Origin of the sequence: Spiribacter roseus, from assembly GCF_002813635.1 — a bacterium.
Taxonomy (GTDB): domain Bacteria; phylum Pseudomonadota; class Gammaproteobacteria; order Nitrococcales; family Nitrococcaceae; genus Spiribacter; species Spiribacter roseus.
Genome location: NZ_CP016382.1, coordinates 1,250,136 through 1,275,640, shown reverse-complemented (window position 1 = coordinate 1,275,640; position 25,505 = coordinate 1,250,136). Strand labels below are relative to the sequence as shown.

Annotated in this window: 25 protein-coding genes; 12 read left to right on the top strand and 13 right to left on the bottom strand. The window is 68.4% G+C overall.

The window, feature by feature from the left end; translation table 11 throughout:
- Positions 1–137: 137 nt before the first annotated feature.
- Positions 138–947, top strand: a complete 810-nt coding sequence (locus BBH56_RS06190; RefSeq protein WP_148122289.1) for a Crp/Fnr family transcriptional regulator — start codon at positions 138–140, stop codon at positions 945–947.
- Here BBH56_RS06190 and BBH56_RS06185 read toward each other — a convergent pair.
- Complete coding sequence (locus BBH56_RS06185) at positions 866–2,389, bottom strand: protein adenylyltransferase SelO (protein ID WP_148122288.1); 1,524 nt, start codon at positions 2,387–2,389, stop codon at positions 866–868. The two genes, BBH56_RS06190 and BBH56_RS06185, sit on opposite strands and share 82 nt — an antisense overlap.
- 65 nt (positions 2,390–2,454) lie before the next feature.
- On the opposite strand from BBH56_RS06185, the gene BBH56_RS06180 reads away from it, so the two are divergent.
- The gene (locus BBH56_RS06180; RefSeq protein WP_404828030.1) at positions 2,455–2,964 is read left to right on the top strand and encodes a disulfide bond formation protein B; all 510 of its coding nucleotides are present in this window, start codon (positions 2,455–2,457) and stop codon (positions 2,962–2,964) included.
- Entirely contained in the window at positions 2,961–4,889 is a 1,929-nt protein-coding gene (locus BBH56_RS06175) for an ATP-dependent DNA helicase (RefSeq protein WP_148122287.1), read from the top strand. The genes BBH56_RS06180 and BBH56_RS06175 overlap by 4 nt, the downstream gene beginning before the upstream one ends.
- On the opposite strand, the gene BBH56_RS06170 is transcribed toward BBH56_RS06175, so the two are convergent.
- Both BBH56_RS06170 and ectA read right to left on the bottom strand, forming a co-directional pair.
- Positions 4,868–5,257 carry an ectoine synthase gene (locus BBH56_RS06170; RefSeq protein WP_069134212.1) on the bottom strand — a complete coding sequence of 130 codons (390 nt, stop codon included), beginning with the start codon at positions 5,255–5,257 and terminating at the stop codon, positions 4,868–4,870. The two genes, BBH56_RS06175 and BBH56_RS06170, sit on opposite strands and share 22 nt — an antisense overlap.
- 48 nt (positions 5,258–5,305) lie before the next feature.
- Positions 5,306–5,839 (bottom strand): diaminobutyrate acetyltransferase, encoded by a 534-nt coding sequence (gene ectA / locus BBH56_RS06165; protein WP_069134213.1) that lies wholly within the window; start codon positions 5,837–5,839, stop codon positions 5,306–5,308.
- 117 nt (positions 5,840–5,956) lie between these two features.
- Here ectA and BBH56_RS06160 point away from each other — a divergent pair, with 117 nt between their 5' ends.
- From BBH56_RS06160 to BBH56_RS06140, 5 genes are read left to right on the top strand one after another with little or no spacing between them, the layout of a single operon-like run.
- Positions 5,957–7,246: an MFS transporter gene (locus BBH56_RS06160; protein ID WP_144348141.1), complete on the top strand. Its 1,290-nt coding sequence runs from the start codon at positions 5,957–5,959 to the stop codon at positions 7,244–7,246.
- Positions 7,243–7,935, top strand: a complete 693-nt coding sequence (tsaB, locus tag BBH56_RS06155; RefSeq protein ID WP_148122286.1) for a tRNA (adenosine(37)-N6)-threonylcarbamoyltransferase complex dimerization subunit type 1 TsaB — start codon at positions 7,243–7,245, stop codon at positions 7,933–7,935. Before BBH56_RS06160 ends, tsaB begins: the two co-directional genes overlap by 4 nt.
- A 5-nt stretch (positions 7,936–7,940) precedes the next feature.
- Positions 7,941–8,414 (top strand): Fur family transcriptional regulator, encoded by a 474-nt coding sequence (locus BBH56_RS06150; RefSeq protein ID WP_069134216.1) that lies wholly within the window; start codon positions 7,941–7,943, stop codon positions 8,412–8,414.
- A gap of 4 nt (positions 8,415–8,418) precedes the next feature.
- Positions 8,419–9,243, top strand: a complete 825-nt coding sequence (locus tag BBH56_RS06145; protein WP_148122285.1) for a M23 family metallopeptidase — start codon at positions 8,419–8,421, stop codon at positions 9,241–9,243.
- A complete protein-coding gene (locus BBH56_RS06140) occupies positions 9,240–10,817 on the top strand; it encodes a cryptochrome/photolyase family protein (RefSeq protein ID WP_148122284.1) in 1,578 nt (525 codons plus the stop codon). The genes BBH56_RS06145 and BBH56_RS06140 overlap by 4 nt, the downstream gene beginning before the upstream one ends.
- Before the next feature lie 97 nt (positions 10,818–10,914).
- On the opposite strand, the gene pdeM is transcribed toward BBH56_RS06140, so the two are convergent.
- From pdeM to BBH56_RS06120, 4 genes are read right to left on the bottom strand one after another with little or no spacing between them, the layout of a single operon-like run.
- Entirely contained in the window at positions 10,915–11,571 is a 657-nt protein-coding gene (gene pdeM / locus BBH56_RS06135; RefSeq protein ID WP_148122283.1) for a ligase-associated DNA damage response endonuclease PdeM, read from the bottom strand.
- Positions 11,568–14,027 (bottom strand): ligase-associated DNA damage response DEXH box helicase, encoded by a 2,460-nt coding sequence (locus BBH56_RS06130; protein ID WP_148122282.1) that lies wholly within the window; start codon positions 14,025–14,027, stop codon positions 11,568–11,570. Before BBH56_RS06130 ends, pdeM begins: the two co-directional genes overlap by 4 nt.
- Positions 14,024–15,613, bottom strand: coding sequence for an ATP-dependent DNA ligase (locus BBH56_RS06125; protein WP_148122281.1), 1,590 nt, complete (start codon positions 15,611–15,613; stop codon positions 14,024–14,026). The genes BBH56_RS06130 and BBH56_RS06125 overlap by 4 nt, the downstream gene beginning before the upstream one ends.
- Positions 15,613–16,617, bottom strand: a complete 1,005-nt coding sequence (locus tag BBH56_RS06120) for a ligase-associated DNA damage response exonuclease (protein WP_148122280.1) — start codon at positions 16,615–16,617, stop codon at positions 15,613–15,615. The genes BBH56_RS06125 and BBH56_RS06120 overlap by 1 nt, the downstream gene beginning before the upstream one ends.
- Positions 16,618–16,652: 35 nt before the next feature.
- Here BBH56_RS06120 and BBH56_RS06115 point away from each other — a divergent pair, with 35 nt between their 5' ends.
- Positions 16,653–17,420, top strand: coding sequence for an SDR family NAD(P)-dependent oxidoreductase (locus tag BBH56_RS06115; protein WP_148122279.1), 768 nt, complete (start codon positions 16,653–16,655; stop codon positions 17,418–17,420).
- Between the two features lie 7 nt (positions 17,421–17,427).
- On the opposite strand, the gene BBH56_RS06110 is transcribed toward BBH56_RS06115, so the two are convergent.
- The 5 genes from BBH56_RS06110 to BBH56_RS06090 are packed head-to-tail and all read right to left on the bottom strand — an operon-like array spanning position 17,428 to position 22,308.
- Positions 17,428–18,849 (bottom strand): M20/M25/M40 family metallo-hydrolase, encoded by a 1,422-nt coding sequence (locus BBH56_RS06110; RefSeq protein ID WP_148122278.1) that lies wholly within the window; start codon positions 18,847–18,849, stop codon positions 17,428–17,430.
- Between the two features lie 54 nt (positions 18,850–18,903).
- Positions 18,904–20,694 (bottom strand): SLC13 family permease, encoded by a 1,791-nt coding sequence (locus tag BBH56_RS06105; protein WP_148122277.1) that lies wholly within the window; start codon positions 20,692–20,694, stop codon positions 18,904–18,906.
- A gap of 20 nt (positions 20,695–20,714) precedes the next feature.
- Positions 20,715–21,635, bottom strand: a complete 921-nt coding sequence (locus BBH56_RS06100) for an ABC transporter substrate-binding protein (RefSeq protein ID WP_148122276.1) — start codon at positions 21,633–21,635, stop codon at positions 20,715–20,717.
- 12 nt (positions 21,636–21,647) lie between these two features.
- Positions 21,648–21,830 carry a hypothetical protein gene (locus BBH56_RS06095; RefSeq protein ID WP_069134227.1) on the bottom strand — a complete coding sequence of 61 codons (183 nt, stop codon included), beginning with the start codon at positions 21,828–21,830 and terminating at the stop codon, positions 21,648–21,650.
- Positions 21,831–21,861: 31 nt separating this feature from the next.
- Complete coding sequence (locus BBH56_RS06090) at positions 21,862–22,308, bottom strand: ProQ/FINO family protein (protein WP_148122758.1); 447 nt, start codon at positions 22,306–22,308, stop codon at positions 21,862–21,864.
- Between the two features lie 94 nt (positions 22,309–22,402).
- On the opposite strand from BBH56_RS06090, the gene BBH56_RS06085 reads away from it, so the two are divergent.
- Genes BBH56_RS06085 through BBH56_RS06075 form a run of 3 tightly spaced genes read left to right on the top strand, consistent with a single transcriptional unit; the run spans position 22,403 to position 24,310 of the window.
- The gene (locus tag BBH56_RS06085) at positions 22,403–22,822 is read left to right on the top strand and encodes a hypothetical protein (protein WP_069134273.1); all 420 of its coding nucleotides are present in this window, start codon (positions 22,403–22,405) and stop codon (positions 22,820–22,822) included.
- Between the two features lies 1 nt (position 22,823).
- Positions 22,824–23,504 carry a uracil-DNA glycosylase family protein gene (locus BBH56_RS06080; protein WP_148122275.1) on the top strand — a complete coding sequence of 227 codons (681 nt, stop codon included), beginning with the start codon at positions 22,824–22,826 and terminating at the stop codon, positions 23,502–23,504.
- Positions 23,501–24,310, top strand: a complete 810-nt coding sequence (locus BBH56_RS06075) for a creatininase family protein (RefSeq protein ID WP_148122274.1) — start codon at positions 23,501–23,503, stop codon at positions 24,308–24,310. Before BBH56_RS06080 ends, BBH56_RS06075 begins: the two co-directional genes overlap by 4 nt.
- Here BBH56_RS06075 and BBH56_RS06070 read toward each other — a convergent pair.
- On the bottom strand, positions 24,307–25,419 hold the full coding sequence (locus BBH56_RS06070; protein ID WP_148122273.1) for a GTP cyclohydrolase II: 1,113 nt from the start codon (positions 25,417–25,419) through the stop codon (positions 24,307–24,309). The two genes, BBH56_RS06075 and BBH56_RS06070, sit on opposite strands and share 4 nt — an antisense overlap.
- Positions 25,420–25,505 lie beyond the last annotated feature (86 nt).

The following is a 25,505-nucleotide window of genomic DNA, read 5'->3' as shown; positions in this document are numbered from 1 at the left end:
GTCCTCCTAGGGGAAGGTCTTTATGCCTTCATGCCATGATCATGGCGCGGCAATCGGTGGGGGGACAGTGACAATGTCACCGAGCCCCGGCGTCATCTCTGCAAGACTGTCGGATTATCCATTGAAGACGGATAGCCATGGATAACGATAACCCCCCAAGTGAGTCCTCACCCTGCCTGGTGCTGGATGCCGTTTCCCCTGCCGTCCTTGGGGCAAGCGTCATGGATCGGCTACGCCAGCTGGCGACCCAGCATGCTTCAGTTCCCGCAGGGACCACCCTCTACCGGCAGGGTGAGCCTTTTCAGGCGATCTATGCGGTGCGCGTCGGGGCCGTAAAAACCGTTGTCAACGATGCTGCGGGCGACGAGCAGGTCCTGTCCTTCCGTCTGCCGGGTGAATTCTTTGGCCTGACCGCCATTCATGCCGGTCACTACGTCAACACCGCCATTGCCCTTGAGCGAACCGCCGTGTGTTCGCTGTCCTTTCCGGCGCTGTCCCGCGTCGCCGATGAGCACCCGGCGCTACGGCGTCAACTCATGCGCCTGATGAGCGGGGTCATCCTCAATGAGCAGGATGCCCACGCGGCCCTGGCCGGTCATGCGGCACCGGCCAGGCTGGCGTTCATCCTGCTGGCGCTGCGCCGTCGCATGCCCGAGCCAGAGGCTTCGGCCGAGACCCTGCGATTGCCGATGTCGAGGGCGGATCTGGGGCAGTCGGTCGGGCTGACGCCGGAGACGACGAGCCGGGTCTTCGGTCAGTTCCGGCGCCACGGCCTGATTCACGCGAGCGGCCGCCGGGTGCGGTTCCTGGATACGGTGCGTCTGCAGGCAATGGCCGCCTCGATCAGTCCAGCGGCGCCCTCCCGTCAGGTCCCGCAGAACGTGGCGGGCACGACCTCGGCCAACGACGGCGGCCGTTGCAGCCAGGCCGCCGACGGCGGGGGGTGATAGGGCGACTGGAGCGCGTCGATCAGTTGCCGGGCCGGCGCCATGTCGCCTTGCCGGGCGGCGTCGAGGGCGGCTTCGACCTGATGGTTGCGGGGAATCACGGCCGGATTGGCGTGGTTCATCCGCGACTGGCGTGTGGATTCGGCAATGCCCGCCGCCTGCAGACGCGCGGCGTAATCATCCATCCATTGCGCCAGGGCGTCGTCGTGCCCCAGCCACTCGCCCATCGCCCGGCACTGGCCGGGTGAATCGGGCCGGTCTGTGGCGAGCACCCGCCAGGTGTTGGTGAAGTCCGCTTCATGCCGGGCCATCAGTCCAAGCAAACGCTCAGCGAGCTCGGCATCTTCCCCGGTGGCTTCCTCCCCGACGGCCGGGTCCGTGCCTCCGCGCAGGTCCGTGAGCCCCAGTTTGGCTGACAGTGCGCGGTTGTAGTGCGCCTCGAAGCGGCCCGGGTAGGTGGCAAGGATCCGCTCCGCCCGCTGTGTGGCGCTCGCTTCATCGGGGTCGAGCAACGGCAGCAGGCATTCGGCCAGACGTGTCAGGTTCCAGTGCCCGATGCGCGGCTGCTGGTTCCAGGCGTAGCGCCCACGCACATCAATGGAGCTGTAGACTCGATCGGGCCGGAATCCGTCCATGAAGGCACATGGGCCGTAGTCGAGGGTTTCGCCACTGAGGGTCATGTTGTCGGTGTTCATCACCCCGTGAATGAAACCCACCCGCAACCATTCGCTGATCAGCGCCGCGGTGCGCTCGACCACGCGGTCGAGCAGGGCGGCGGCGCGCTCGCTGGCCGAGGCATCGCGCCAGTCCGGGTCATGCCAGTCGATGGCCATGTCGACCAGTGCCTGCAGTCCGTCGGTATCGCCGCGATGGGCAAAATACTCGAAACTGCCAAAGCGCAGATGACTGGCCGCGACGCGGGTCAGGACCGCGCCGGGCTCGGGGCCGAACTGCCGCTCGAGCGTTGCGCCGGTGGTGGCCACGGTCAGCGCCCGGGTGGTCGGGATACCCAGCGCGTGCATCGCCTCGCTGACGATATACTCCCGAAGCACCGGCCCGAGCGCCGCCTGTCCGTCGCCGCCACGCGAGAAAGGCGTGCGTCCGGAGCCTTTCAACTGCAGGTCAACGACGGCGCCGTCACGGGTGGTGACCTGTCCCAGAATCAGGGCCCGGCCGTCGCCAAGCTGCGGCACCGGCTGGCCGAACTGATGCCCGGCATAGGCCAGTGCAACGGGTCGTGTGCCGGCGAGGGGCCCGTTGCCGGTCCATAGCGCGGCGCCATCGGCACCCTGCAACCACGATGGCGCGATGTTGAGGGCTTCGGCGAGTGGTTCATTGACCAGCAGCAGCGCCGGCGCCGGAGCGGGGGCCGGGTCGCAGTGTGCGTAGCCGGTCGCCGGGAGTGCGTCGGGATAACGGTTGTCGAGTGTGAATTGCGTCATAACGTCACCGTATCCGATGGCCCATGGGGATGGCGAGGCCGTCCCCCATTCGGCAAACTGGGCGGATGATGGCATTCCTTCAGCGCCAGTGGCGCCGACCCGCACATATCAACGGCCTGCTGGCACTGATCTGCTTCGCGCTGGTGGCGATTGCCCTGGTGCTTGAGTGGGTGGGTGGCATGGAACCCTGTCCGCTGTGCGTATTCCAGCGCATCGCCTTTATTGCCATGGGTGTCGTGCTGCTCGCGGGAATGGTGGTGCCGGGTCGCAGCGTCGCGGTGCTGACCGTGCTCGCCTGCCTCGGTGGCATCGGTCTCGCCGGGCGGCACCTCTGGCTGCAGTCGCTGCCGGCGGATCAGGTGCCGGCCTGCGGCCCGGGTCTGGACTATCTTCTGGGGGTGTTTCCAGTCACTGAGGTGATCACGCTGGTGCTGTCGGGATCCGGTGAGTGCGCGGCCGTGGATCGGGTGCTGGGTGTGAGTATTCCGGCCTGGACGCTGCTGACCTATGGGGTCATCGGGGGGCTGGCCGTTGCCGCCAACCTTCGCGGCCGCCGCGCGGCGGGTGGCCAATGACCGACGATGCCGCGCTGGATCGCGCGCTCGCCGCCGATGGACCGCTGGCCGACCTGCTCGATGACTACTCGCCCCGTGAAGAGCAGCAGCGTATGGCGCAGGCCGTGGCGGCGGCCATTGAGGCCGAGGACTCGCTGGTGGTCGAGGCTGGTACGGGCACCGGCAAGACGCTCGCCTATCTGATCCCCGCGCTGCACTCGGGCAAGCGTGTGGTGATCTCCACCGGCACGCGCACGCTCCAGGATCAGCTCTATCATCGCGATCTGCCGATTGCCCGGGCGGCACTCGAGCGGCCTGTCCGCATGGCACTGCTCAAGGGGCGCGGCAACTATCTGTGTCTCTATCGCATGGAGCGCACCGCCGAAGAGGGCCGTCTCGAGACCGCGGCGATGGCCGATGGGCTGCAAAAGCTGCGGGCCTGGGCGGGGCGCACCCGAAGTGGTGATCTGGCCGAAGCGCCGGCCGGCAGCGTGGACGGGCGTCTGCAGCCGCGGGTCACGTCCACCGCCGACAACTGTCTGGGCCAGAACTGCCCGCTCTACAGTGAATGCTTTTTGATGGAGGCCCGCCGTGAGGCGCAGGAGGCGGATGTGGTCGTCGTCAACCACCATCTGCTGATGGCGGACTGGGCGCTGCGTGAGGGTGGCTACGGCGAGGTGCTGCCCAGTGCCGATGTGTATATCCTCGATGAAGCCCACCAGCTGCCCGAGACGGCGGCCCGGTTCTTCGGGGTGACGGTTTCAAGCCGCCAGCTACAGGATCTGGTGCGGGATACGCGTCTCGAGCAGCAGCGCGAGGCCGGTGACTCCCCGGATCTGGCGGAGCACGCCGCGCGGGTCGAGCGTGCCGCGGCCGAGTTGCGCCGGGCGCTGGGGGAGAGCTCGCGCATGGCATGGGCGGATGCCGGCGAGGCACCCCACGAGGCGGCGGCCGAGCTGGCGGCGGCCCTTGAATCGCTGACCGCGGCCCTCGCCCCCCAGGCGCCCCGGGGACGCGGCCTCGAGAACTGTCACAAACGCAGCGATGAGCTGCAGTCGTCGCTACGCGGGTTTCTGGCCAATGATGCCGAGTCCCGTGAAGTGGCCTGGGTCGAGACCCGCGGCCAGGGGTTTGCGCTGCGGCTGACGCCACTGGATGTCGCCGAGCATTTCCGTCGCAGCCGCGCCCGGCACGGTCAGTCCTGGGTGCTTACTTCGGCGACGCTGGGCGTGAACGGCTCATTCGAGCATTTCCAGCGTCGCCTGGGGATCGACTCGGCGCAGACCCTGCAGCTCGACAGCCCCTTTGATTATGCCCGCAATACCCGGCTTTATCTCCCGGCGTCACTGCCAGAGCCGCGCGACCCGCGCTTTGACGAGGCCTACCTGCAGGCCGTCGAGCCCGTGCTCGAGGCCAGCGAGGGGCGGGCTTTCATGCTGTTCACCAGTCATCGCGCCCTGCGTCATGCCGCCGACTGGCTGCGGGCGCGGGGCTGGTCGGCATTGATGGTCCAAGGGGATGCCGCACCCAAGCAGCTGCTGGAGCGGTTCCGGGCCACGCAGGGCGCGATCCTGCTGGGCACACAGTCGTTCTGGGAGGGAGTGGATGTCCGCGGCCCGGCCCTGTCCTGTGTGATGATCGACCGCCTGCCGTTTGCCTCACCCGGTGATCCGGTCCTGCAGGCGAGGGCCGCCTGGCTGAAGGATCAGGGGCGGAGCTCCTTCGCCGACCATCAACTGCCGGAGGCCATTATCGGCCTCCGGCAGGGGGTGGGGCGGCTGATCCGCGACACCGCCGATCGCGGCGTCCTGGTACTCGGCGATACGCGCCTCATCAGCAAGCCCTATGGCCGGCTGTTCCGCGCCAGTCTGCCGCCGATGCCACTGGTCCGCGACATCGAGGCGGTCAACGACTTTTTCGCCGATCAGTCCTCGACGAGCTCGTAGGAGCCATCGGCATCATGGGTCTCGCGACCCGTGACCGGCGGGTTGAACGCGCAGATCAGGCGCATGTCCTCGGTGCCGCCGCGCAGGACATGGCGGTCATTCTGATCCAGCGCATAGAGCACGCCGTCGCGCAGCTCATGGCGCTCGCCGGTGGCCAGGTCCTCGACGCTGCCATTGCCCTCAACGCAGTAGACCGCCTCGAGATGGTTCTTGTACCACAGCGTCATTTCGGCACCCGCGGGAATGATGGTCTCGTGAAACGAGAACCCCATCCCGTCCTTTCTCAGCAATAGCCGCCGGCTGGTCCAGCCCGGGCCGTGGACTTCGCGCTCGGAACCCTTGATGACCTCAAGATCGACGATTTTCATTCTTTCTCCCCTGTTCGGAGTGACTGCGGTGTGTGGGTGACTGGGTGCTCACGGCGCCAGCTGGTTGAGCGCCGATGGCCGGTAGGGGCCGATGGTGAACAGCTCCTCCGCCGAGTGGCCATTGTCCGGGAAATCCTCCGCCCGAAAGCAGGGGCTGATCTGGCAGTCGGTGTCGAGCTCGCGCGCCATCGACTGGAAAAGGGCCCGTGAGGCTTCGTTATCCGGCGCAATGGTCGTCTCGAGCATGCTCGCCCGATCGGCCCCGGGCTGACGCAGGAAGGCCGCAATCAGCCGCTTGCCCAGTCCCTGTCCCTGCAGTCCGGGCCGGATCCCCACCTGCCAGAGGAACACCACCTCGGGATGCCGCGGGCGGCGATAGCCGCTGGCGAAGCCGACGATCCGGCCCTCGTGTTCTGCAATGACGCAGGTGTCCGCGAAGTCGCGGGCCAGCAGCATATAGAGATAGCTCGAGTTCAGGTCCAGCGTCTGCGTGTCTCTCGCCACCGACCACATGGCGCCCCCCTCATCGGCATTGGGCGAGCGCAGCCGGATGCCCTGGTCGGGGATTTCCTCGTCGATCAATACTGTCTCCCTCGTGCATTGGCGGGTGTCGCCTGTGATAGTAGCAATGCCGGGGCAGGTCGACTATCCTCGGCACACCCCCGTAGACGCACTCCCGACGCCACCACCGGTACCCGCATGCAGCGCACGATCTCACCGTTTATCGCACTGTTCGTTTCATTCGGACTGCTGCTGAGCGGCGGGGGGCTGCTGACCACCCTGGTGGGTGTGCGCATGTCCGAGGAGGCCTTCGACACCCGCGTCATCGGCCTCGTCACCGCCTGCTATTCGGTGGGTTTCGTCATGGCGACCTGGGTGTGCGCCGGGCTCATTGCCCGGGTGGGACACATCCGCAGCTTTGCGGCCTTCGCGGCCATGGCGGCAATCAGCACATTGGCCTATCCGCTGTTGCTCGAACCCTGGCTGTGGGGGCTGATGCGCCTCGCCTTCGGGTTCAGCCTGGCGGGCCTGTATATGGTGACCGAGAGCTGGCTCAACGATCGCACGCCCAGTGAGCGACGCGGCCAGGTGCTGGGCGTTTACAGCATCGTCAGCTATGTCGGCCTTGGCGGCGGGCAGTTCCTGCTGATGGTGGGCGCGCCCGGCGGTTTTGAACTGTTCAGTCTGGCCGCCATGCTGATTGCCGCTGCGGTGGTGCCGGTGACGATCACCCGAATCGCTTCACCGGCGCTGCCGGTGGTGGAGCGGGTCGGCCTGCGGGACCTGTTCGATGCCTCGCCACTGGGTGTGGTGGGCTCGGCGCTGGCCGGGACGGTGGGTGGGGCGTTTCTGGGCCTGGCGCCGGTGTATGCCCGCGGCGTCGGGTTCAGCGACGGCCATATCGCCTGGCTCATGGGCCTGAGCATCCTCGGCGGCTTTGTCCTGCAGTGGCCGATCGGCCACCTGTCGGATCGTTTCAATCGGCGCGATGTCCTGATGGGAGTCAGTTTTTTGATGACCGCGACGAGCCTCGGCATTGTCTACATGACCGGTGCCCATGAATGGGCCGTGATCGGCATGGCGGTGGTCTGGGGCGGGCTTGCGTTCACCCTCTACCCCATCTCGCTGTCGCTCGCCAACGACTTTCTCGAGCCCCAGCAGATGCTGGGCGCCAGCGCCAGCCTGCTGCTGGTGCATGGGGCGGGGATGATCTTCGGCCCGCTGATCGCCACCCAGCTGATGACCCTGCTCGGCCCGGCCGGGCTGTTCTGGACCCTCGCGGGGGCTGGCCTGCTTCTGGGCGGGTTTGCCTGGCTGCGCCAGCGCATCGGTCCGCCGATCCCCGTGGGCGAGCCGTCCACCTACCGCGTCGTCCCCCAGGAAGCGGTCTATGCCGGTGGGCTCGACCCGCGCTATGAGGCGGTGCAGCTGGAGCTGGATTTTGAGACCGATACAACTGAGGCGCCCGAGCCGGAGGCTGAACCATGACGGCATCCCCCGTTATCCTGGGCATCGACGCCACCACCGGGGTCTGCACCGTGGCGCTGGCGGTGGGTGATACGATTATCACTCGAACCACCCGCCAGCGACAGGGTCAGACCCGGGCGGTACTGGCGGCCGCCGATGCGCTGCTGGCAGAGGCAGGTCTCGGCCGTACCGGCGTCGATGCCGTCGCCTGTACCCGTGGCCCGGGCGGGTTCACCGGCGTGCGGGTGACCACCGGCGTCGGTCAGGGCCTCGCGCTGGGTCTTGATCGGCCGGTGGTGGCACTGTCGACCTTGCAGGTGGTGGCCGAGACGGCCTGGCGGAACGATCCCACACCCACAGGCACGCTGGTGCTGCTGGACGCGCGCATGGGCGAGGTCTATGGCGGGCTTTTCCGGCATCCGCCGACCGCGGAGCCCGGGACGCTGCCGGTGGGTGATGAATGGCTGGGTGCGCCGGTCTGCCCGCCGCTGCCCGCGGGGCAGTGGTCCGGGGCCGGCAGCGGCTTCGCCGCCTGGCCGGCCATCGCCGATGGGGCGGGACTGAGCGCGGTGAATGCCGACTGCGATCCGGATATCGCCGCGGCCATGCCGCTGGCACGGCAGCGTCTGGCTGCCGGTGAGGCGGTCGCGGCGGCGGCGCTTGAACCGGTCTATCTGCGCAACCGCGTGACCCACGCGCAAAAGAGGTGAGGCGGATGAGCGCTTTCCCGGGCGAGGACCATGACCATCAGCGTTGCATTGATGCCGCGCTGGGCGAGGCTGAGAGACTCTGTCTGCAGCGTGGCCGGCGACTCACGCCGCTGCGCCGGCGGGTGCTCGAGCTGATCTGGGAGAGCCACCAGCCGGTCAAGGCGTATGATCTTTTGGCACGACTGCGTCAGGGCTCGGCATCGGCGGCGCCGCCGACGGTGTACCGCACGCTGGATTTTCTGATGGCCGAGCGCTTTGTCCACCGGCTGGCGTCGATCAATGCCTATGTCGGCTGCGGGCATCCTGAACACAGTCATAACGGCCAGTTCCTGATCTGCCGCCACTGCCACCGTGTGGCCGAGCTTGACGACCACGGCATCGAGGCGGCGCTCGCCCAGCGCGCTGGCGATCTGGGCTTCGCCCAACTGGCCCAGACCGTCGAGATCGAGGGCGTCTGCCCGGCCTGTCGCGGGGAATGAAATCATGATCCGATTGACTCGAACCCTTGGTCTGCTGCTTGGCCTCCTGCCGCTGGTCGCCGGCGCGCTCGACATCGACGGTCCACGGCGGCAGGGCGGGCTGCTGCATGGCGAGGCGCCCCCCGGCGCCGAGGTGCGGGCCCTCGGCCACACGATCCCCGTAGATTCAGCCGGGCGTTTCGTGCTGGGGCTGGGCCGCGATGCGCCGGCCGTGGTCACGGTGACGGCGGTCAGCCCGGATGGCACGCGTCGCCAGCGCACCCTGGAGGTTGCCCAGCGGCGCTATGACGTCCAGCGCATTGACGGGCTTGACCGCAACCAGGTCAGTCCCGACGCCGAGACCCTCGATCGGATCCGGCGCGATGCATCGGCGGTGCGGGCAGCACGCGCCAGGCGCCTGCCGGCGCGGCACTTCGATGCCGGCTGGATCTGGCCGGTGACCGGGCCGATTTCCGGGATCTACGGCAGTCAGCGGATTCTCAATGGCGAACCGCGTCAGCCCCACTACGGCATTGATATCGCCCGGCCCACCGGGACGCCGGTGCGGGCCCCGTCCGATGGCGTGGTCACCCTGGCCGCCGAGGATCTGTTCTTCTCGGGCGGCACGCTGATCCTCGATCACGGTCAGGGCCTGTCGTCGAGCTTCCTGCACCTGTCGGCGATGCGCGTGGCGGTGGGTGATAGGGTCCGCCAGGGCGAGGTCATCGCCGAGGTCGGCGCGAGCGGGCGGGTGACCGGTGCCCATCTCGACTGGCGGATGAACTGGTTCGATCAACGCATCGACCCCTCGATGCTGGTTCCACCGATGACGGAGGCCTCCACCCAATGAACACGCTCCGCCGGCTTATCGTGGTGCAGGCCGATCAGCTTGATCGCAATGGTCCGCTCCTCAGTGACATCGACCCCGCCCGGGACGCGGTCTGGATGGCCGAGACCGTCAATCAACCGGCCGGGGGCGCGCCGCATCAGCAACGCCTGGTGCTGTATTGGTCGGCCATGCGGCACCTGCGCGATGCCCTGCGCCAGCAGGGCGTCGCCGTGCACTACCATGCCGCCGACGCGGGTCCCGGGGCGGCATTGACCGATACCACCCTGCCCGGGCAGCTGGCCGAGGACCTGGCGGCACTCGGACCGGCCAGCGTGGTCATGATGGAGGCCGGCGACTGGTCCCTGGAACAGGCCCTGCTCGAGTGCATTGAGCCACTGGATGTCGCGTTGGAGTGGCACCGCGACTGGCATTTCATGGCAAGCCGTGAGGCGTTCCAGGAGTGGGCGTCGAATCGCAAGAGCCTGACCATGGAATACTTCTACCGCAGCATGCGAAAGCGCCATGACGTGCTGATGGACGGTGGCCAGCCGCGCGGCGGGGCGTGGAATTTCGACAAGGACAACCGCGCGGCCTTTGGCGCCGGCGGGCCGGGTGATCTGCCGGGCCATCCGGTGTTCGAGCCGGATGCCACCACTCAGGCCGTGATCGCGCTGGTGGCCGAGCGTTACGGGCATTTCCCCGGTCGTGCCGCCGACTTTGATCAACCGGTGACGCCGGCGCAGGCGGAGACCGCGCTCGACGATTTCATCCGTCATCGACTGCCGGCCTTCGGCACCTGGCAGGACGCCATCTGGGTGGGTGAGCCGCTGCTCTACCATGCCCGCCTGTCGACTTCGCTCAACCTGCATCTGCTCGACCCGCGGCGTTGTCTGGCCCGCGCCGAGGCGGCGCTGGACGCCGGTGCCGCACCGATCAATGCCGTGGAAGGTTTTGTCCGCCAGATCCTTGGCTGGCGAGAGTTCATCCGCGGCGTGTACTGGCTGCGGATGCCCGGGTATGCCGAGCTCAATGCCCTTGATCATCAGGCCGAGCTGCCGGCGTTTTTCTGGGACGGGCAGACCGACATGGCCTGTGTGGCCGATGCGATGGCGGCGCTGCTGCGCCACGGGTACGCCCATCATATCCAGCGTCTGATGGTGCTGGGCCTGTTCGCCCAGCTCTATGGCGTGCACCCCTACCGATTCCATGAATGGCATGCGGCGCTGTATCTGGACGCCGCCGACTGGGTCAGCCTGCCCAACGCCCTGGGGATGAGCCAGTTTGGCGACGGCGGGGTGGTCGGCACCAAGCCCTACTGCGCCAGCGGTGCCTACATCGACCGAATGAGCAATGCCTGCAGCCAGTGCCGGTTCAATCCGCGGGAGGCCGTCGGCGAGACGGCCTGCCCGTTCACCACGCTGTACTGGGACTTCCTGGACCGTCATGAGGCCCAGCTCGCCGGCAATCGGCGCCTGCAGTTTCAGTTCCGCAATCTGCAGCGCAAAAGCGAGGATCAGCGCGCCGCGATCCGGGCCCAGGCCGAGTCACTCCGCAGCCGGATGGGGGCGGAGCACGACCCTGCCACAAAGGGTTGAGAGGAAAGGCGAGGGGTGCTATATTGCATCGCAACACAGTTAGTTCTCTCTCTCCTCCTCTTGGCCGACGATCCCGTCGGCTTTTTTTTGCGCGGTCCTAGCCCGGATCCACGGCGAACACCCCTTCACCGCTGGTCACATAACGGCGGCGGCCGGCACGCCGGTGGATCAGTGCCCCGCCGGTCAGCCCGCCAAATGCTGGCAGTACCAGCCCGACATCCGGGGCTTCGACAAAAGCGGGCAGACGCAGGCTGTCGCCGGCGGCGCTGAGTCGCACCACCGGGTGCCAGTGGCCGGCAAGCCAGGGCGTATCCACCGGGCCCTCTGGCGGATGATGGCGCAGACTCAGGCCATGATGCAGGAGCCCCTCGGCCGCACAGGGGAGGGCGGGCTCGAGGCCACGGATATCCCGGTCATGGTTGCCGACAATGGCGATCATCTCGACTGTCGGATGGCGGGCGCGCCAGGCGAGCAGTGTGTCGCGCAGCGCCGGATCGGCGGCCAGCGAGGCGTGCAGGATGTCCCCCAGAAGGATGAGCGTGGCGGGCCGCCGCGCTTCGATCAGCGCATCGACGCGCGCCAGTGTCGCCTGATTGTCGCCCTCGGGGACTGCCAGCCCGGCGCGGCGGAAACGCGCGGCCTTGCCCAGGTGCAGATCGGCCAGCAGCAATGTCGCGGTTGCCGGCCAGAACACGGCGCGTTCGGGCAGCAGCTCGAGGCGCTGGCCGTTCAGATCAACGACAGGGCCGGTCATGGCCGATCCGCGGCCTTTTCAAGCTGGGCGACCATGCGGGCTACGCGATCCTGCCAGCTCTGGGTGCTGAGCCGGTTACGCAGCCGCTCCGCCCAGAGGGGGAAAGCCAGTGGCGTGAATCGCGCCGGGTGATGGAGGGCCAGTTCAGCGGCGGCCATCTGCTGCAGCGCCGCGCGCAGGCGATCCACCTCGAGGGCGCTGTCAAGGACTTCACGCCGGGCCTGGTCGAGCAGGCGGTTGTCGGGATCATAGCGGTCAATGGTGTCGAACATGAGCCCGCTCGAGGCCTGGAGCTGGCGTGCACTCTTGCCCTTGCCCGGATAGCCCTGAAACACCAGTCCCGCCACCCGGGCGATATCACGGAACTGGCGACGCGCGAGCTCGCTGGCATTCATCGCCGCCGCCAGATCCTCGACCAGCCCATCGGCATCAAACAGGGACCGCCAGTCGTCAGTGCTCAGCTCAGGGAGATCGCGGCCCAGCAGTTCAAAGCCATAATCATTCACTGACAGGCTGTAGGTGGCCGGCGTGATCTGCCCGAGCCGCCAGGCGCAGAGGGTGGCCAGACCCTCGTGGGCCAGGCGGCCGGCGAATGGATAGATGAAGACATGCTCGCCCTCGCGGGAGGTCGTGCGCTCGATGATCAGTCGACCCGGGCGGGGTAGCTCGGACCACTGCGACTGGACCGTCAGCAGCGGGCGGATGGCGCGCATCTCGGGCTCGTCGAAGTGGCCGCCAGCCGCCTCGGCCAGCAGACTCAGGACGCGGTCGGCGAGGGCGGTGGACAGGGGCAGGCGCCCGCCCTGCCAGCGCGGAACCGCCTGGCGGCGGGCGCTGGCGAGGCGGACGTACGCGGTCAGATCACGCACCCGCACCAGGGCCAGGCTTCGGCCGGCGAACAGGAAGACATCGCCGGGACGCAGGCGAGCGATGAAGCTCTCCTCAATGGTGCCGATGTGTCCGCCGCCCTGATAGCGCACGGCGATGGCGGCGTCGCTGGTGATGGTGCCAATGCTCATGCGGTGCCGGCTGGCATGGCCACGACCGGCGATCCGGTAGCGGCCGTCGATGCCCGCGACCACACGCTGGAAGTCGGGGTAGGCGGCCAGAACCGGTCCGCCGCGGGTCACAAAGTCCAGTGTCCACTGCCAGGCCGCCTCATCCAGACCAGCGTAGGCGAAGGTGGTCCGCACCTCGGCATAAAGGGCGTCCGGTTCAAAGCCGTCGCCGGCCGCGAGGGTCACCAGATGCTGTGCGAGCACATCCAGGCTCTCGCGCAGAGGCGGCCGGGATTCCACCTCACCGGCTGCCCACGCCTGCCGCGCGGCGGCGATCTCGATCATCTCGAGGGCGTTGGTGGGCACGCACAGGATCTGACTGTGCCGCCCGGGCTGATGACCACTGCGCCCGGCACGCTGGGCGAGTCGCGCCACGCCCTTGGGGCTGCCGATCTGGATCACCCGGTCCACCGGGGCAAAGTCGACCCCCAGATCGAGGCTTGAGGTGGCCACCACGCAGCGGAATGCCCCGGCGGCGAGTCCCGCCTCGATGCGATCGCGCAGGGACCGGTCGATGGAGCCGTGATGCAGCCCCAGGCCCTCGATCCAGTCGGGCCGTGCCCGCACCAGCGCTTCGAACCAGCGCTCGGCCTGCGATCGGGTATTGGTGAACAGCAGGCAGGTGCCGTCTCCCTCGAGAGCCTCGATCACCCCGTCAATCAGTTGGGTACCGAGGTGCCCCGCCCACGGAAAGCGCTCCTCCTGGGTCGGTTCCAGGGTGCGGATATGGATGGGCCGGGCCGGCGGGCCCTGGATCAGGCGCCCGTCGCGGGCGCTACCACCCAGCAGGCAGTCCCGGGCCTCGTCGAGGTTGCCAAGGGTGGCGGAGAGTCCCCAGGTCCGCAGGCCCGGCGCCAGCGCCCGCAGTCGCGCCAGTGCCAGTTCAAGCTGCACACCGCGTTTGGTCCCGATGAGCTCGTGCCATTCATCGACGATCACGGCCCGCAGCGGCACGAACTGGCGCGCCGCATCGCGGTAGGAGAGCAGCAGCGACAGGCTCTCGGGGGTGGTGACCAGCGCCTCCGGCGGACGCCGCCGCTGCCGGGTCCGAGCGCCGCCCGAGGTGTCCCCGGTGCGCTTTTCGATGCGCCAGTCCAGTCCGACGCCGGCGGCGGCGGTGCGCAGACTGTCGAGCGTATCGCCGGCAAGGGCGCGCAGCGGCGTGATCCACAGCACCCGGAAACCCGCCGCCGTCTGATGCCCGGCGGCGGCCTGTTCAAGCCCCTCAAGCAGCGGCCCACCCCAGGCCGCCAGGGACTTGCCTGACCCCGTAGCCGAGTGGATCAGCCCGCTCTCGCCCGCGGCGTAGGCCGCCCAGGCGGTCTGCTGGAACTCGGCCGGAGTCCAGCCATTGCCGGCGAACCATTCGGTCAACCGGTTCGACGCCGCCACGGTCATGGCAGCAATGCCCGGGCCTGATCGAGGGTATCGGCATCACCGGGGCCCAGATCCTCGCGCCAGCGGCTGATGCGTGGAAAGCGCAGGGCAAGCCCGGATTTGTGGCGTGACGACGGGCTGATGCCCTCGAATGCCAGCTCGAACACCTGGACCGGCTCCACCGAGCGGACCGGACCGAATCGCTCGCGGGTATTGCGCCGGATCCATCGATCCAGCCGGCGGATTTCGGCATCGTCGAGGCCCGAATAGGCCTTGGCGATTGGCACCAGCTGGTCACCGTCGGGCACGGCGAAGCTGTAGTCGGTGTACAGGTTGGCGCGTCGGCCATGACCGGGCTGGGCGTAGAGCAGGATGACGTCGAGCGTCAGCGGGCTGATCTTCCACTTCCACCACGGCCCGCGTGGCCGCCCGGTGGCGTAGGCCGTGTGACGGCCCTTGAGCATGATCCCCTCGACGCCCCGGTCGCGGGATTCGTCGCGACGTGCGGCCAGCGTGGCCCAGTCCGGTGCATCGATCAGTGGCGAGAGCATCAGCGGCGGCTCGGCGTCCTCGAGCAGGGCCTCGAGCCGGGCCCGGCGGGATTGCAGCGGATCGTCCCGCCGATCCCTGCCAGCGGATTCGAGCAGATCGTAGGCCATCAGTCGCACCGGCACCTCGTTCATGAAGCGCCGCGTCACGCGCTTGCGACCCAGTCGTCGCTGCAGCTGTGCGAACGGCAGGACCTGATCGCGCCAGGCAAGGATCTCGCCATCAAGGACGGTATCCGCGGGCATTGCCCGGGCGGCTTCGATCAGTTCCGGAAAGGTATCGGTGACCAGTGCTTCGCCGCGCGACCACAGGTACACCGCATCGGCGCGGCGCACGAGCTGCGCCCGGATGCCGTCCCACTTCCACTCGAGCTGCCAGGCATCGATCGCGCCCAGGGCGTCCGCGGGGTCGCCCTCCAGCGGATGGGCGAGAAAGAACGGGTAGGGGCGCGAGGCATCTTCCTCGCCGGACCGGGCATCGAACAGTCCCTCGAAAAAAGCTGGCTCGGGGCGCCACTGACCCATCATGCGGTGGGCAATCACCGGACGGGGCAAGCCGCTCGCCCGGGCCAGTGCCCGCTCGACAAGTGTCTGCGATACGCCAACGCGCAGGGCCCCGGTGAGCAGTTTGGTATGCAGAAAGCGCTCCGCTTCGTCGAGCTCGCGCCAGGCCGCCGTTACCGCCGCGCGACGCTGCCCGTCGTCGCAGTCGCGCAGGGACTGGATGCGTGTTTCGACCCAGTGGGCAAGCCCCGGATCGGGCGCCGCGTCGCCGTCCACCGGGGTGTCGAGCATGAGTGCGACCGTCTCGGCGAGATCACCGACATGCTGATGGGTCTCGTCGACCAGCCAGGCCGGCAGACCGGTCATCTGCGCCAGCCATTCGCGCAGCTGCACGGGGCCGATGAGGCGTTTCAGGCGTCGTCCGCTGAGAAAGTACACCGCCCAGGCGCCGTCCGCGGCGGATACCCGGCTGAAATAGTCCGCCATGGCCGCGACCTTGGCGTTGGTGCCGCGCTGCTCGTCGAGGGCGCGGAACAGTTCGGCGAACCCCTGCATCAGTCATCCTCTCCGGCGTCGCCATAGAGCGTGGCCAGAGGCCGGGCGTCGAGGCCGCGTTCGCCCAGGTAGCGCACCAGCTCATCCGCGCGGCCGTGGGTGGTCAGGATCTCGCGGGCGCCGGTGTCTTCGATGGTCTGCAAAAGCCCGGGCCAGTCAACGTGATCCGAGATGACGAAGCCGCGGTCATAGCCCCGCCGGCGGCGGTTGCCACGAATGCGCATCCAGCCCGAGGCAAACCCCAGAGCGGGCTGACGGAAGCGTCGCATCCAGGTTGAACCCGCCGCGCTCGGCGGTGCGATCACCAGCGCCCGGCCATAGTCCTCGTCACCGGGTGCCTCACTGACGCGATGGGTGGGCGGCAGTTCGATGCCGGCGTCGCGATAGTCCTGGGTGAGCGGGGCGACGGCGCCGTGCAGATAGATGGGACCGGGGTGGGGGGCCGGCAGCGCCGCCATCAGCCGCTGGGCCTTGCCGAGGGCGTACGAGAACAGCACCGTGGTGCGCCCGTTCGCCGCATTGTTGTGCCACCACTGGTGGATGTCCGCGGCGACCGTCTCCACCGCGGGCCAGCGGTAGACGGGCAGTGCGAAGGTCGCCTCGGTGATGAAGGTGTCGCAGGCCACCGGCTCGAAGGGGGCGCAGGTCGGATCCGGATCCCGTTTGTAGTCGCCGGATGCCACCCACACCGCGCCTTCGTGCTCGACGCGGATCTGCGCCGAGCCGAGGACATGACCGGCCGGGTGAAAGCTGACGCTGACCGGGCCGAACTGCAGCCGCTCGCCCTCGTCCACCGTGTTCAGGCAGGCCCTGCCACCGAGCCGCCGGCGCATCAGCCCGAGTCCGTCGCGCAGGCTCCAGTACGCCTCACTGCCGGGGCGTGCGTGATCGGCATGGGCGTGGGTGATCAGCGCCCGGGGCACCGGTCGCCAGGGGTCGATATGAAAATCACCGGCCGCACAGTAGAGACCGTGCCGGGTGGGCTGAATGAGCGGGGCTGCCATAATGGGCATTGTAACGCGGCAGAAGGAATCGATTGATGGAAACGCTCGATCACGGCTCGAATGTCCTGGTGGTCGGCGCCAGCGGCGGGATTGGTGCGGCGCTGGTGGAGCAGCTGCTGGCCGGCTCGTCGGCGCGTCGGGTCTGGGCGGCCACACGTACCCCGGACAGCCCCCGGCTGACCGCCCTGCGCGAAGCCTATGGCGAGCGCTGTATGCCGCTGGCCGTGGATATCCTCGATGAGGCCAGCATCGCTGCGATGGCGGCGACACTGCGGGCCGATCAGCCGCGGCTGCACCTGCTGATCAATGCGTTTGGCCTGCTCCATGACGAGGCGCAGGGCATCTGGCCGGAAAAGCGCGTCGAGTCGATCAGCGCCGAGGGCATGCTCACCAGCTATCGGGTCAATACCCTGGCGCCGGCGCTGATCGCCCGTGAGTGCCTGGGGCTTCTCAACCACTCGCAGCGCGCGGTGTTTGCCAGCCTCTCCGCGCGGGTGGGCAGCATCGGCGACAACCGTCTGGGCGGGTGGTATGCCTATCGCACCAGCAAGGCGGCCCAGAACATGCTCACCCGCGACCTGGCCATCGAATGCACGCGTCGGGCCCGTCGGGTGATCTGCCTGGCGCTGCACCCCGGCACCACCCGCACCGATCTGTCTGAACCGTTTCAGGCGCGCGTCCCCGAGGGCAAACTGTTCACCCCGGCGTTCGCCGCCGGCAAGCTGCTCGCCCGCATCGATGCCGCCACGACGGCGGACAATGGCGGGTTCTATGCCTGGGACGGCGCACCGATCCCTTGGTAGGCGTCGGCTAGTCGGCGGCTGACTGCGCGGCCAGTGCCTCGGCCACCACACCGCTCAGGCGCTGGGCCATGGGCATGTGCAGGAACTCGTTGGGCCCATGGGCGTTGGAGCCGGGGCCCAGGACGCCCGTGACCAGGAACCGCGCCGCCGGGAAGTGCGCCCCAAGCAGGTTCATCAGCGGGATGCTGCCGCCCTCGCCCATGAACACGGCGGGTTGACCGAACCAGGCCCGGGAGCTGGCACCGAGGCTGTCACCCAGCCAGCCGGCGAACGCCGGGGCATTCCAGCCGTTGGCGGCACCCGCGGGATGGAACTGCACCTCGGCACTCTGCGGCGGGGCCTCGGTCAGGGTCTGCTGGAGTGCGCGGGTGGCCGCCTCGCCGTCCACCGTCGGTGGCAGTCGCAGTGACAGCCGCAGGGTGGTCGCCGGGCGCAGCACGTTCCCGGCCTCGGTGCGGGGCGGCAGTCCATCGGCACCGATCACTTCCAGGGCCGGGCGCCATGTGCGGTTGAGGATCAGGGTCGGCGTCGACTCGCTGTTGGGCCGGGTGGCGCTCGCCCACGGGTACTTGTCGGCCAGATCGGACCCGATCACTGACGCGGCAAGCTCGGCCTGCTCCACCCGCTCGGCGGGGATCTCGGCCTGCAGCGCCGGCAGGCGGATCGCCCCCGTGGCGGCGTCTTCGATCCGCTCGAGCAGTGCCCGGGCGATCCGGAAACTCGACGGCACCACGCCGCCGGCGTCCCCCGAGTGGACGCCCTGATCGAGCACCCGCACCGTCAGGTCACCGGCGGCCATCCCGCGCAGCGAGGTGGTGACCCAGAGCTGCTCGTAGTTCGCGCAGCCCGAGTCGAGGCAGACCACCAGCCCCGGCTGCCCGAGGCGCGGACCGAGATGCTCGATGTAGGCGGGCAGATCGGGGCTGCCGCTTTCCTCGGCGCACTCGATCAACAGCATGCAGCGCGGGCAGGGAACGCCCTGTTCGTGGAGCAGCCGCACCGCCTCGAGCGAGGAGAAAACGGCATAGCCGTCATCCGCCGCGCCGCGGCCATACAGCCGATCGCCCTCGACCACCGGTGTCCAGGGGCCCTTGTCGCTGTCCCAGCCGCTGGCTTCGGGCTGTTTGTCGAGATGCCCATAGAGCAGGGTCTCGCCCGGGCCGGTGCCCGGTATATCCACCCAGAGCAGGGGCGTGCGACCCCGCAGCCGGATCACTTCGACATGACTGCCCGCGGGCGCCTGGGCCCGGCACCAGGCCTCGACCTGGGCGACGGCCTCGTCAATGTACCCGTTTGCCGACCAGTCGCGGTCAAAGGCGGGCGACTTCGCGGGAATGCGGATGAACGCCTCGAGTGCCGGGCGAATGCTTTCGCGCCAGTCCGACTCGACCATGGCCTGTGCCTGTTCCAGATTGAGATAGCCGCTCATGTACGCCTCTGATTGTCTGTCCGGGCTTGGAGGGCTCAGCCTATCGATCCGTTCCTAGAGGGGCCAGACCCGGGGGATGATCAGCAATGCCAACAGCATGGCGATCAGATTCAGGGGCAGGCCGAAGCGGACATAGTCGCCGAACCGGTAGCCGCCCGGTCCGAACACCATGAGGTTGGTCTGATAGCCGATGGGCGTGGCAAAGGCCGCCGAGGCCGCGATCATGATGGTCACGGCGAACGGCGTCGATGAGACCCCGAGGGATTCCGCCGCCGCCATGGCAATGGGAAAGATCAGCACGGCGGCGGCGTTGTTGGTGATCATCTCGGTGGTGACCAGCGTCAGTAGATAGATCGCCGCGAGGGTCAGCAGCGGGCGATCGGCGGTCAGGGCGATGACCTGGCTGCCGATGGCCGCGGCGGCCCCACTGTTGTCCATGGCCTGACCGACGCCCAATGCCGCACCGATGACCAGCAGGACGTTCCAGTTGACGTTGCGGATGGCCTCGCCCAGCTCGATGCAGCGCGTGATCACCAGGGCCATTGCCGCGAGCAGGGCGGCATTGAGCATGCTCATCCACGGGCTTGCCGCCAGGGCCACCATGCCGATCAGGATCGGGATGGCCAGTCCGGCCTTATCATGCTGGGGGGGTGCCGAGTCCTCGACGCCGCTGACCAGATAGAAGTCGCGGGCGTCGCGCTGGCGACGCACAAAGCTCGGGTGGGTTTCGAGCAACAGGGTATCGCCCGGGCGCAGCACGATGTCGCCGATCTTGCCGGGCAGCTGGCGACCGCCTCGGGCCACCGCGATGACCGCCGCCTGATAGCGCTCGCGGAAACGGCCATCGCGAATGCTGCGGCCCACCAGCGGGCACGCTTCAGAGACCACGGCCTCCACCAGGCACCGTTCCCGGCGCGGCTCGTCCAGGTCTTCCACCGCCCGGGTGGCCGGTCGCAGTCCGCGCATCTTGTGCAGGTCGACCACGGACTCCAGCACCCCGACAAACACCAGTCGGTCGCCGGCGCGGAGTTTTTCGGTGGGCCCCACCGCCGGAATGACCTCGCCCTGACGCTCGATTTCGGCCAGGAACAGGCCGGGCAGATGGCGCAGCCCCGCCTCCTCGATGCGTTTGCCGACCAGCGGGCCGTCCTGGACCACTTCCACCTCGACGGTGTACTGGCGGGGGTCGAGTCGGTCGGCGCTCAGGTCACGGCGGTCCGGCAGCAGCCAGGGCGAGGCCGCCAGCAGATAGATCAGCCCCACCGCGGTGATGGGCACACCCACCCAGGCCAGCTCGAACAGGCCCAGCCCCGGCAGGCCGCGGCCGTCGCGGGCGAGCTCGTTGATGATCAGGTTGGTGCTGGTGCCAATGAGCGTGCATGTCCCGCCCAGAATGGCGGCATAGCTCAGGGGCAGATAGAGCCGCGAGGCCGGCAGCTGAAGGCGCCGCGCCAGGTCATCGACCACCGGCAGGAAGACGGCGACGATGGGGGTGTTGTTGAGAAAGGCGCTGAGCCCCGCCACCGGCGTCAACAGCCCCAGCTGCGCGGAGCGGAGGCCGCGCGAGCGGGTGATCAGCGGGTCGGCGATCATGGCGATGGCGCCGGTCCGGGTCAGCCCGGACGCGACCACGAACAGCAGCCCGACGGTGATCAGGCCGCTGCTGCCGAACCCCTGGGCGGCGCTGGCGGCGTCGAGCAGCTGCCCGCTGCCACTGACCGCCGTCGCCGTGACCAGTACGGCCAGTGCGGCGAACAGCACCCCGACCGGCGAGGCAATGCCGCTCGCCAGCCCTGCCAATACCGACAGGACCACAAGAATCGTCAGCCAGCCTTCCCAACCCATCGGCATTACTCCGTTGCCGTTCAAGCCCCCGGTCTGATCTCGGTCGGCGTCGCGGTTCGCCATGCCCCGGGAGCGGGGTCGGCGCTCGATCCAGTGCCAAGGAGATGGGCGACGATCTCCAGCCCCGTCACGGCGGCCGGCCCCGGGCGACTGAAGAATCGGTTGCCGTCGAGCAGATGGACCCGGGCGTCCAGGACGGCGGGCAGTTCGCTCCAGCCGGGGCGCCCGCGCAGGCGCCGCAACCCTTCCTCCGCCCCCGCCAGCGACTGGCCGCAGGGTAGCACCAGAATATGTGAGGGGGCGAAAGCGCGCACCGCGTCCCAGTCGATGACCACCGAGTGATCGCCCGGCGCGTTGAGCGGCCGCCCCCCGGCGCTGACGATCATATCGGGCACCCAGTGCCCCCCGACGAACAGCGGCTCGGGCCATTCCACCGCCAGTACCCGGGGCCGCTCGCCGGTCGCGGGTGCAATGGCGTGACGCCGCCGGTCGAGTGCCGCGATGAGTGCCTCGCCACGGGCCAGCACACCGGCGGCCTCCGCCACCCGTCGGATGTCCTGCAGCAGGCCGGAGAGGTCACGCCCATCGAGTGCGAGCACGGTCGCGGCGCCGATGGCCTCGGCGGTCAGGCTGGCGGGCGTCGCCGCGCATACGTCACACAGCGACTGCGAGAGGATCAGATCCGGACGCAGGGCCCGAAGCGTTTCCGGGTCGGCCTGGAAAAGCGGGGCCCCTCGGGCGAGTCGGTCGCGGACTTCGCGGTCAATCGCCGCCGGGTCGCTTTCGGTGGTTTCCAGTGCGGCCAGACTGACCCGCGGGCGATCCATCAGCGCCGGTGGCTGATCACACTCCGCCGAAATCCCCACCAGCTGATCGCCGAGTCCCAGTGCGGCGACGATTTCGGTGGCACCGGGGAGCAGGGAGACAATGCGCTGGCTCATGGTCAGCCGGCGCTAGCGTCGACGGCGCTGGCCCGAGTGGTGGCTGTCGATCCAGGCCTGCCGATTGCGATGGGACTCCAGGTCACGGCGCAGCCGCTGCTCGAACGCGCGTGCTTCGAGCTCCTGGTCGATCTGGCCGCGCAGCGCGTCAAGCGCCTCCCGGCTCAACGCCTTCAGATCAATGCTCCGGTTCAATGATAGGTCCTGCTGCGAAAGGTTGAATTGATTACTGATTGAAGCGGTTGGCGAGCTGCTCGAGTTTTTCCTGACGCTGGCGGGCCTCGGCTTCCTCCGCCTGCTGGCGTTTGCGCTCCGCGCTGCGCTGTTTCTGCTCGGCGCGCTGTTCGCGGGCGCGGCTGATGGCCGATTCGGTCACTGCCTCGACCGGCTCGCCCTGTAGATTGACCCGGTCATGGCCGGCGATGATGGCGTTCAGATAGGCGGGTGCCCGCGTATACCGGGCGAGTGCCTGGCGGATGAGCCAGTTGGGGATCGGCTCGTCGGCGGGCGGGTCATCGAGGTCGCTGCGCAATGCCTTCTCAATACCGATCTCCAGGGGACGGATCCGGTCCCGCTGGCGGGCAAAGCACGCCGGATAGCGCTGGCTGAGTTCGTTGAGGAATTCGCGGGTGCGCTCGGCGCGCCGCTGCCTCTGGCGATTGGAATTAGACATGGCTAAAGCATACGCGATGCGGATATGGGTCAACAGACCGGCGGTCGGGTTGTATGATGCAACCATGAAACATGTGACTGCAAAGGTGGATTCGATGAGAGCAGAGCCCGTTATCCCCAAGCAAGAGCTCCTGCAGATTCTCGAAGACAATCCATTCGAGCACCTCTCGAGCAGCGTCCACGTCATGGACAATCAGCGGGGCAGCGGCCATGAGCTGGCGGGCGTGTCCCTGTACTCCAACGCCCGCGGCTGGATGGCGCAGGTCAACTGGCGGGCGATTGTCGACGCCGACGAGATCACGCTGCGCGTGGGCGATGGCGACAGCGGGGAGCGCGCCTACGAGCTGCGCGACGCGGATCACTTCCGCCTCGCCGTCGGCGACGATGGGGGTGATCCCGTCAGCGCCGACGAGGTCTCGGCACTGGTGGCCCAGTCGCCACTCGCCAAGAGCTGGGAAGAAGACGTCGTGGGCGTGCTCAAGGAATCCCGCGAGCGTCAGGCCACCGTGCACTGACATGCGGACCCTGCCCGGCGCCCTGCGCGAGCGCTTTCGCACGGCGGCCGCCGGGCTCACCGGTCGCGATGATGCGGTCTATGCCGCCGCCGGGCGGGACCCGACCGAACCGATATTCGGTCTCGGTCCGGCGGATGCTCGCATTGCCTTTTTCGGTCGCGACCCGGGGCGCGATGAGGTGCATGTCGGCGTGCCCTTCATCGGCGCCGGCGGCCGGCAGGTCCGACGGGTGCTGCACGAGCGCCGGTTTCACGCCCCGCTCACCGACACCGCCGGGGCGCTGGCCGCCGGTGAGCCCTATTTCTGGGCCAACACCGTCCCCTACAAACCCGTTGGCAACAAGGCCTGGCCCATGGGCGTCAAACGACACTTCCAGCCCCTGGTCGCCGAACTGTTGCTGGATCAATGGCAGGGGCGCGAGGTGATCACCCTCGGGCGCGAAGCCTTCTTCTGGTTCGGTCTTGAACAGTCGCCGGCCGAGCGCCGGCGGCTGGATGATCACTGGCGGCTTGATGGGCGTTTCTCAAAATCCCTCGACATGGCATTCCACGGCCCGGATGGACGGCGACGGTCGCTGCGATTGCATCCGCTGCCGCATCCCTCGCCGCTCAATGCAACCTGGTTCAAGCGCTTCCCGGGTCTGCTGGCGGCGCGCCTGGACGCGCTGGAGGGCCAGGCATGACCGCCCACGACTGGGCCGACCACACCACCCATTCCCTGCGCGACGATATCAGCGAGGCGAGTGTCGCACTGCTGCCGCTGGGGGCCATAGAGCAGCACGGGGGGCACCTGCCACTGGCCACTGACGCCTGGATCGCGGAGGGGCTCTCAAAAGCGGCCATGCAGCGCTGTGATAAGCGGGTGCACGTGTTGCGGATGCCTACCCAGGCACTGGGACAGGGTGTTGAGCACATGGATTGGGCCGGTACCCTGGCGCTTTCCCCGGCCACCTTCGAGGCCATGCTCTATGATCTGGGGGCGTCGCTGGCCCGCGCCGGGCTGCGCCGCGTGGTGATGTTCTCCGCGCATGGTGGCAACCTGGCGGCGATGGCTACCGCGGCGCTGCGGCTGCGCCGGGATTTTGGTCTGCTGGTGGTGCAGGCCTGTTATTTCGACTTTCCGCCCCCTGCTGATGCGCTGACCGCCCGCGAGGCCCGCGAGGGGCTGCACGGCGGCGCGCTGGAGACGGCGTTGATGTGGCACTTCGCGCCGCAGCAGGTGGTGGCCAGCGCGATTGCCCATCATACCTCGGTGGAGTTCGAGGCCCTGGCGGCGTTTGAGTGGATCGGTGCCGAGTCGCGCCCGGCACGATTCGCCTGGCTGGCCGGCGACCTCAATCCGGCCGGCGTCTGCGGGGATGCCCGGTTGGCGGATGCGGCGCTGGGTGCCCGCCTGGCCCGGCACTATGCCGATGCACTGGCCGCCATTCTGACCGAGGCGGCGGATTTCCCCCTGGCGTGCCTGTCGCCGCCAGCGCCCGGGTACTAGCGGGGCTGTTCGCCCACCGACTGCGAAACCACATCATCCAGCCAGTGGCCCGCGCGCTCCGCCTTGGTGGTCAGGTAGCGCTCGTTGTGGCGGTTGAGTGCGCCGTGAACCGCCTCGCGGCCGGCGATCTGAATGCCGTGCCGCTCGAGGGCCGCAATCTTGCCGGGGTTGTTGGTCATCAGGCGGACGCGGCTGATCCCCAGATCGTCGAGCATGGCCGCGGCCACCTCATAACGGCGTTCATCCGCGCCGAAGCCCAGCAGCCGATCGGCGTCGACGGTATCGAGGCCCGTGTCCTGGAGACCGTAGGCCCTCAGTTTATTGGCAAGACCAATGCCGCGCCCCTCCTGGGCGAGGTAGAGCAGGATCCCGCCGCCCTCATCGGCGATCGTGCCCACGGCACTGCGCAGCTGCTCGCCGCAGTCGCAGCGCAGCGATCCGAACAGATCCCCGGTGAGGCAGGCCGAGTGCATACGCAGCGCCGGCGTGTCCGGCCAGTGGTCGGGATCGCCCACCATCAGCGCGACATGCTCGAGCAGCCCGTCCGCCTCGCGGTAGAGAATGAACCGCGATTGCTCTGAATCGGCCAGCGGGACCTGCGCTTCGCTGATGCGCTCCGGCTGGCGGGCATTCTCGATACCCGCTGCGTGGATATCCGCGACATCAACCGAGAGGATTTCGCCATTGCGGATGTCATCGACCAATGCGCGGTCGTTGTCATGGGTATCGATGGCGATCAGCGCTGGCAGCAGTGTGGCCTGACGGGCCAGATCCAGGGCAGCCTGCTCGTCGGCGCGGGCATTACGGGCCACCGGCTCGGCGCTGCGGGTAGTGAGATCGCCGGCCAGTGTGACCGCGGTCGCGACGCCGTCATCGGTATCCAGGGGAACGGCCAGATCCTCGCCGGGAGCGGTTTCCATGCCGATGGCCCGTGCCCGGTGGCGGGTCATCAGCAGCCGCGCCTCCCCGGAGGCCAGCGACCGCGCCCGGGCCATCAGACCGTCGCTGAGGTTTTCCAGTGCCAGCACCAGCATCGCGCCGGCGGGATGGGTCACGTGGACGGGCTCACCCCGTCTGAGGTCGATCAGTGCGCGCCGGATGCGCTGCATGCCTGCTCCTTGGAATCAACTTTTCGCAATAGACCGTTCATGCCTGCAACAATTCCGTCAATATGACACAGCATAACCGATCCCGC

Excerpts from the sequence above, each read along its gene's own strand:
- BBH56_RS06110 (WP_148122278.1), bottom strand. The coding sequence starts at position 18,849 with ATGAGCGGCTATCTCAATCTGGAACAGGCACAGGCCATGGTCGAGTCG.
- BBH56_RS06075 (WP_148122274.1), top strand. The coding sequence starts at position 23,501 with ATGACCGCCCACGACTGGGCCGACCACACCACCCATTCCCTGCGCGAC.
- BBH56_RS06120 (WP_148122280.1), bottom strand. The coding sequence starts at position 16,617 with ATGGCAGCCCCGCTCATTCAGCCCACCCGGCACGGTCTCTACTGTGCG.
- BBH56_RS06145 (WP_148122285.1), top strand. The coding sequence starts at position 8,419 with ATGATCCGATTGACTCGAACCCTTGGTCTGCTGCTTGGCCTCCTGCCG.
- BBH56_RS06140 (WP_148122284.1), top strand. The coding sequence starts at position 9,240 with ATGAACACGCTCCGCCGGCTTATCGTGGTGCAGGCCGATCAGCTTGAT.
- BBH56_RS06185 (WP_148122288.1), bottom strand. The coding sequence starts at position 2,389 with ATGACGCAATTCACACTCGACAACCGTTATCCCGACGCACTCCCGGCG.
- BBH56_RS06080 (WP_148122275.1), top strand. The coding sequence starts at position 22,824 with ATGCGGACCCTGCCCGGCGCCCTGCGCGAGCGCTTTCGCACGGCGGCC.
- BBH56_RS06150 (WP_069134216.1), top strand. The coding sequence starts at position 7,941 with ATGAGCGCTTTCCCGGGCGAGGACCATGACCATCAGCGTTGCATTGAT.
- BBH56_RS06190 (WP_148122289.1), top strand. The coding sequence starts at position 138 with ATGGATAACGATAACCCCCCAAGTGAGTCCTCACCCTGCCTGGTGCTG.
- BBH56_RS06160 (WP_144348141.1), top strand. The coding sequence starts at position 5,957 with ATGCAGCGCACGATCTCACCGTTTATCGCACTGTTCGTTTCATTCGGA.
- tsaB (WP_148122286.1), top strand. The coding sequence starts at position 7,243 with ATGACGGCATCCCCCGTTATCCTGGGCATCGACGCCACCACCGGGGTC.
- BBH56_RS06130 (WP_148122282.1), bottom strand. The coding sequence starts at position 14,027 with ATGACCGTGGCGGCGTCGAACCGGTTGACCGAATGGTTCGCCGGCAAT.
- BBH56_RS06085 (WP_069134273.1), top strand. The coding sequence starts at position 22,403 with ATGAGAGCAGAGCCCGTTATCCCCAAGCAAGAGCTCCTGCAGATTCTC.
- BBH56_RS06125 (WP_148122281.1), bottom strand. The coding sequence starts at position 15,613 with ATGCAGGGGTTCGCCGAACTGTTCCGCGCCCTCGACGAGCAGCGCGGC.
- BBH56_RS06105 (WP_148122277.1), bottom strand. The coding sequence starts at position 20,694 with ATGGGTTGGGAAGGCTGGCTGACGATTCTTGTGGTCCTGTCGGTATTG.
- pdeM (WP_148122283.1), bottom strand. The coding sequence starts at position 11,571 with ATGACCGGCCCTGTCGTTGATCTGAACGGCCAGCGCCTCGAGCTGCTG.
- BBH56_RS06175 (WP_148122287.1), top strand. The coding sequence starts at position 2,961 with ATGACCGACGATGCCGCGCTGGATCGCGCGCTCGCCGCCGATGGACCG.
- BBH56_RS06070 (WP_148122273.1), bottom strand. The coding sequence starts at position 25,419 with ATGCAGCGCATCCGGCGCGCACTGATCGACCTCAGACGGGGTGAGCCC.
- BBH56_RS06115 (WP_148122279.1), top strand. The coding sequence starts at position 16,653 with ATGGAAACGCTCGATCACGGCTCGAATGTCCTGGTGGTCGGCGCCAGC.
- BBH56_RS06100 (WP_148122276.1), bottom strand. The coding sequence starts at position 21,635 with ATGAGCCAGCGCATTGTCTCCCTGCTCCCCGGTGCCACCGAAATCGTC.
- BBH56_RS06090 (WP_148122758.1), bottom strand. The coding sequence starts at position 22,308 with ATGTCTAATTCCAATCGCCAGAGGCAGCGGCGCGCCGAGCGCACCCGC.
- BBH56_RS06170 (WP_069134212.1), bottom strand. The coding sequence starts at position 5,257 with ATGAAAATCGTCGATCTTGAGGTCATCAAGGGTTCCGAGCGCGAAGTC.
- BBH56_RS06180 (WP_404828030.1), top strand. The coding sequence starts at position 2,455 with ATGATGGCATTCCTTCAGCGCCAGTGGCGCCGACCCGCACATATCAAC.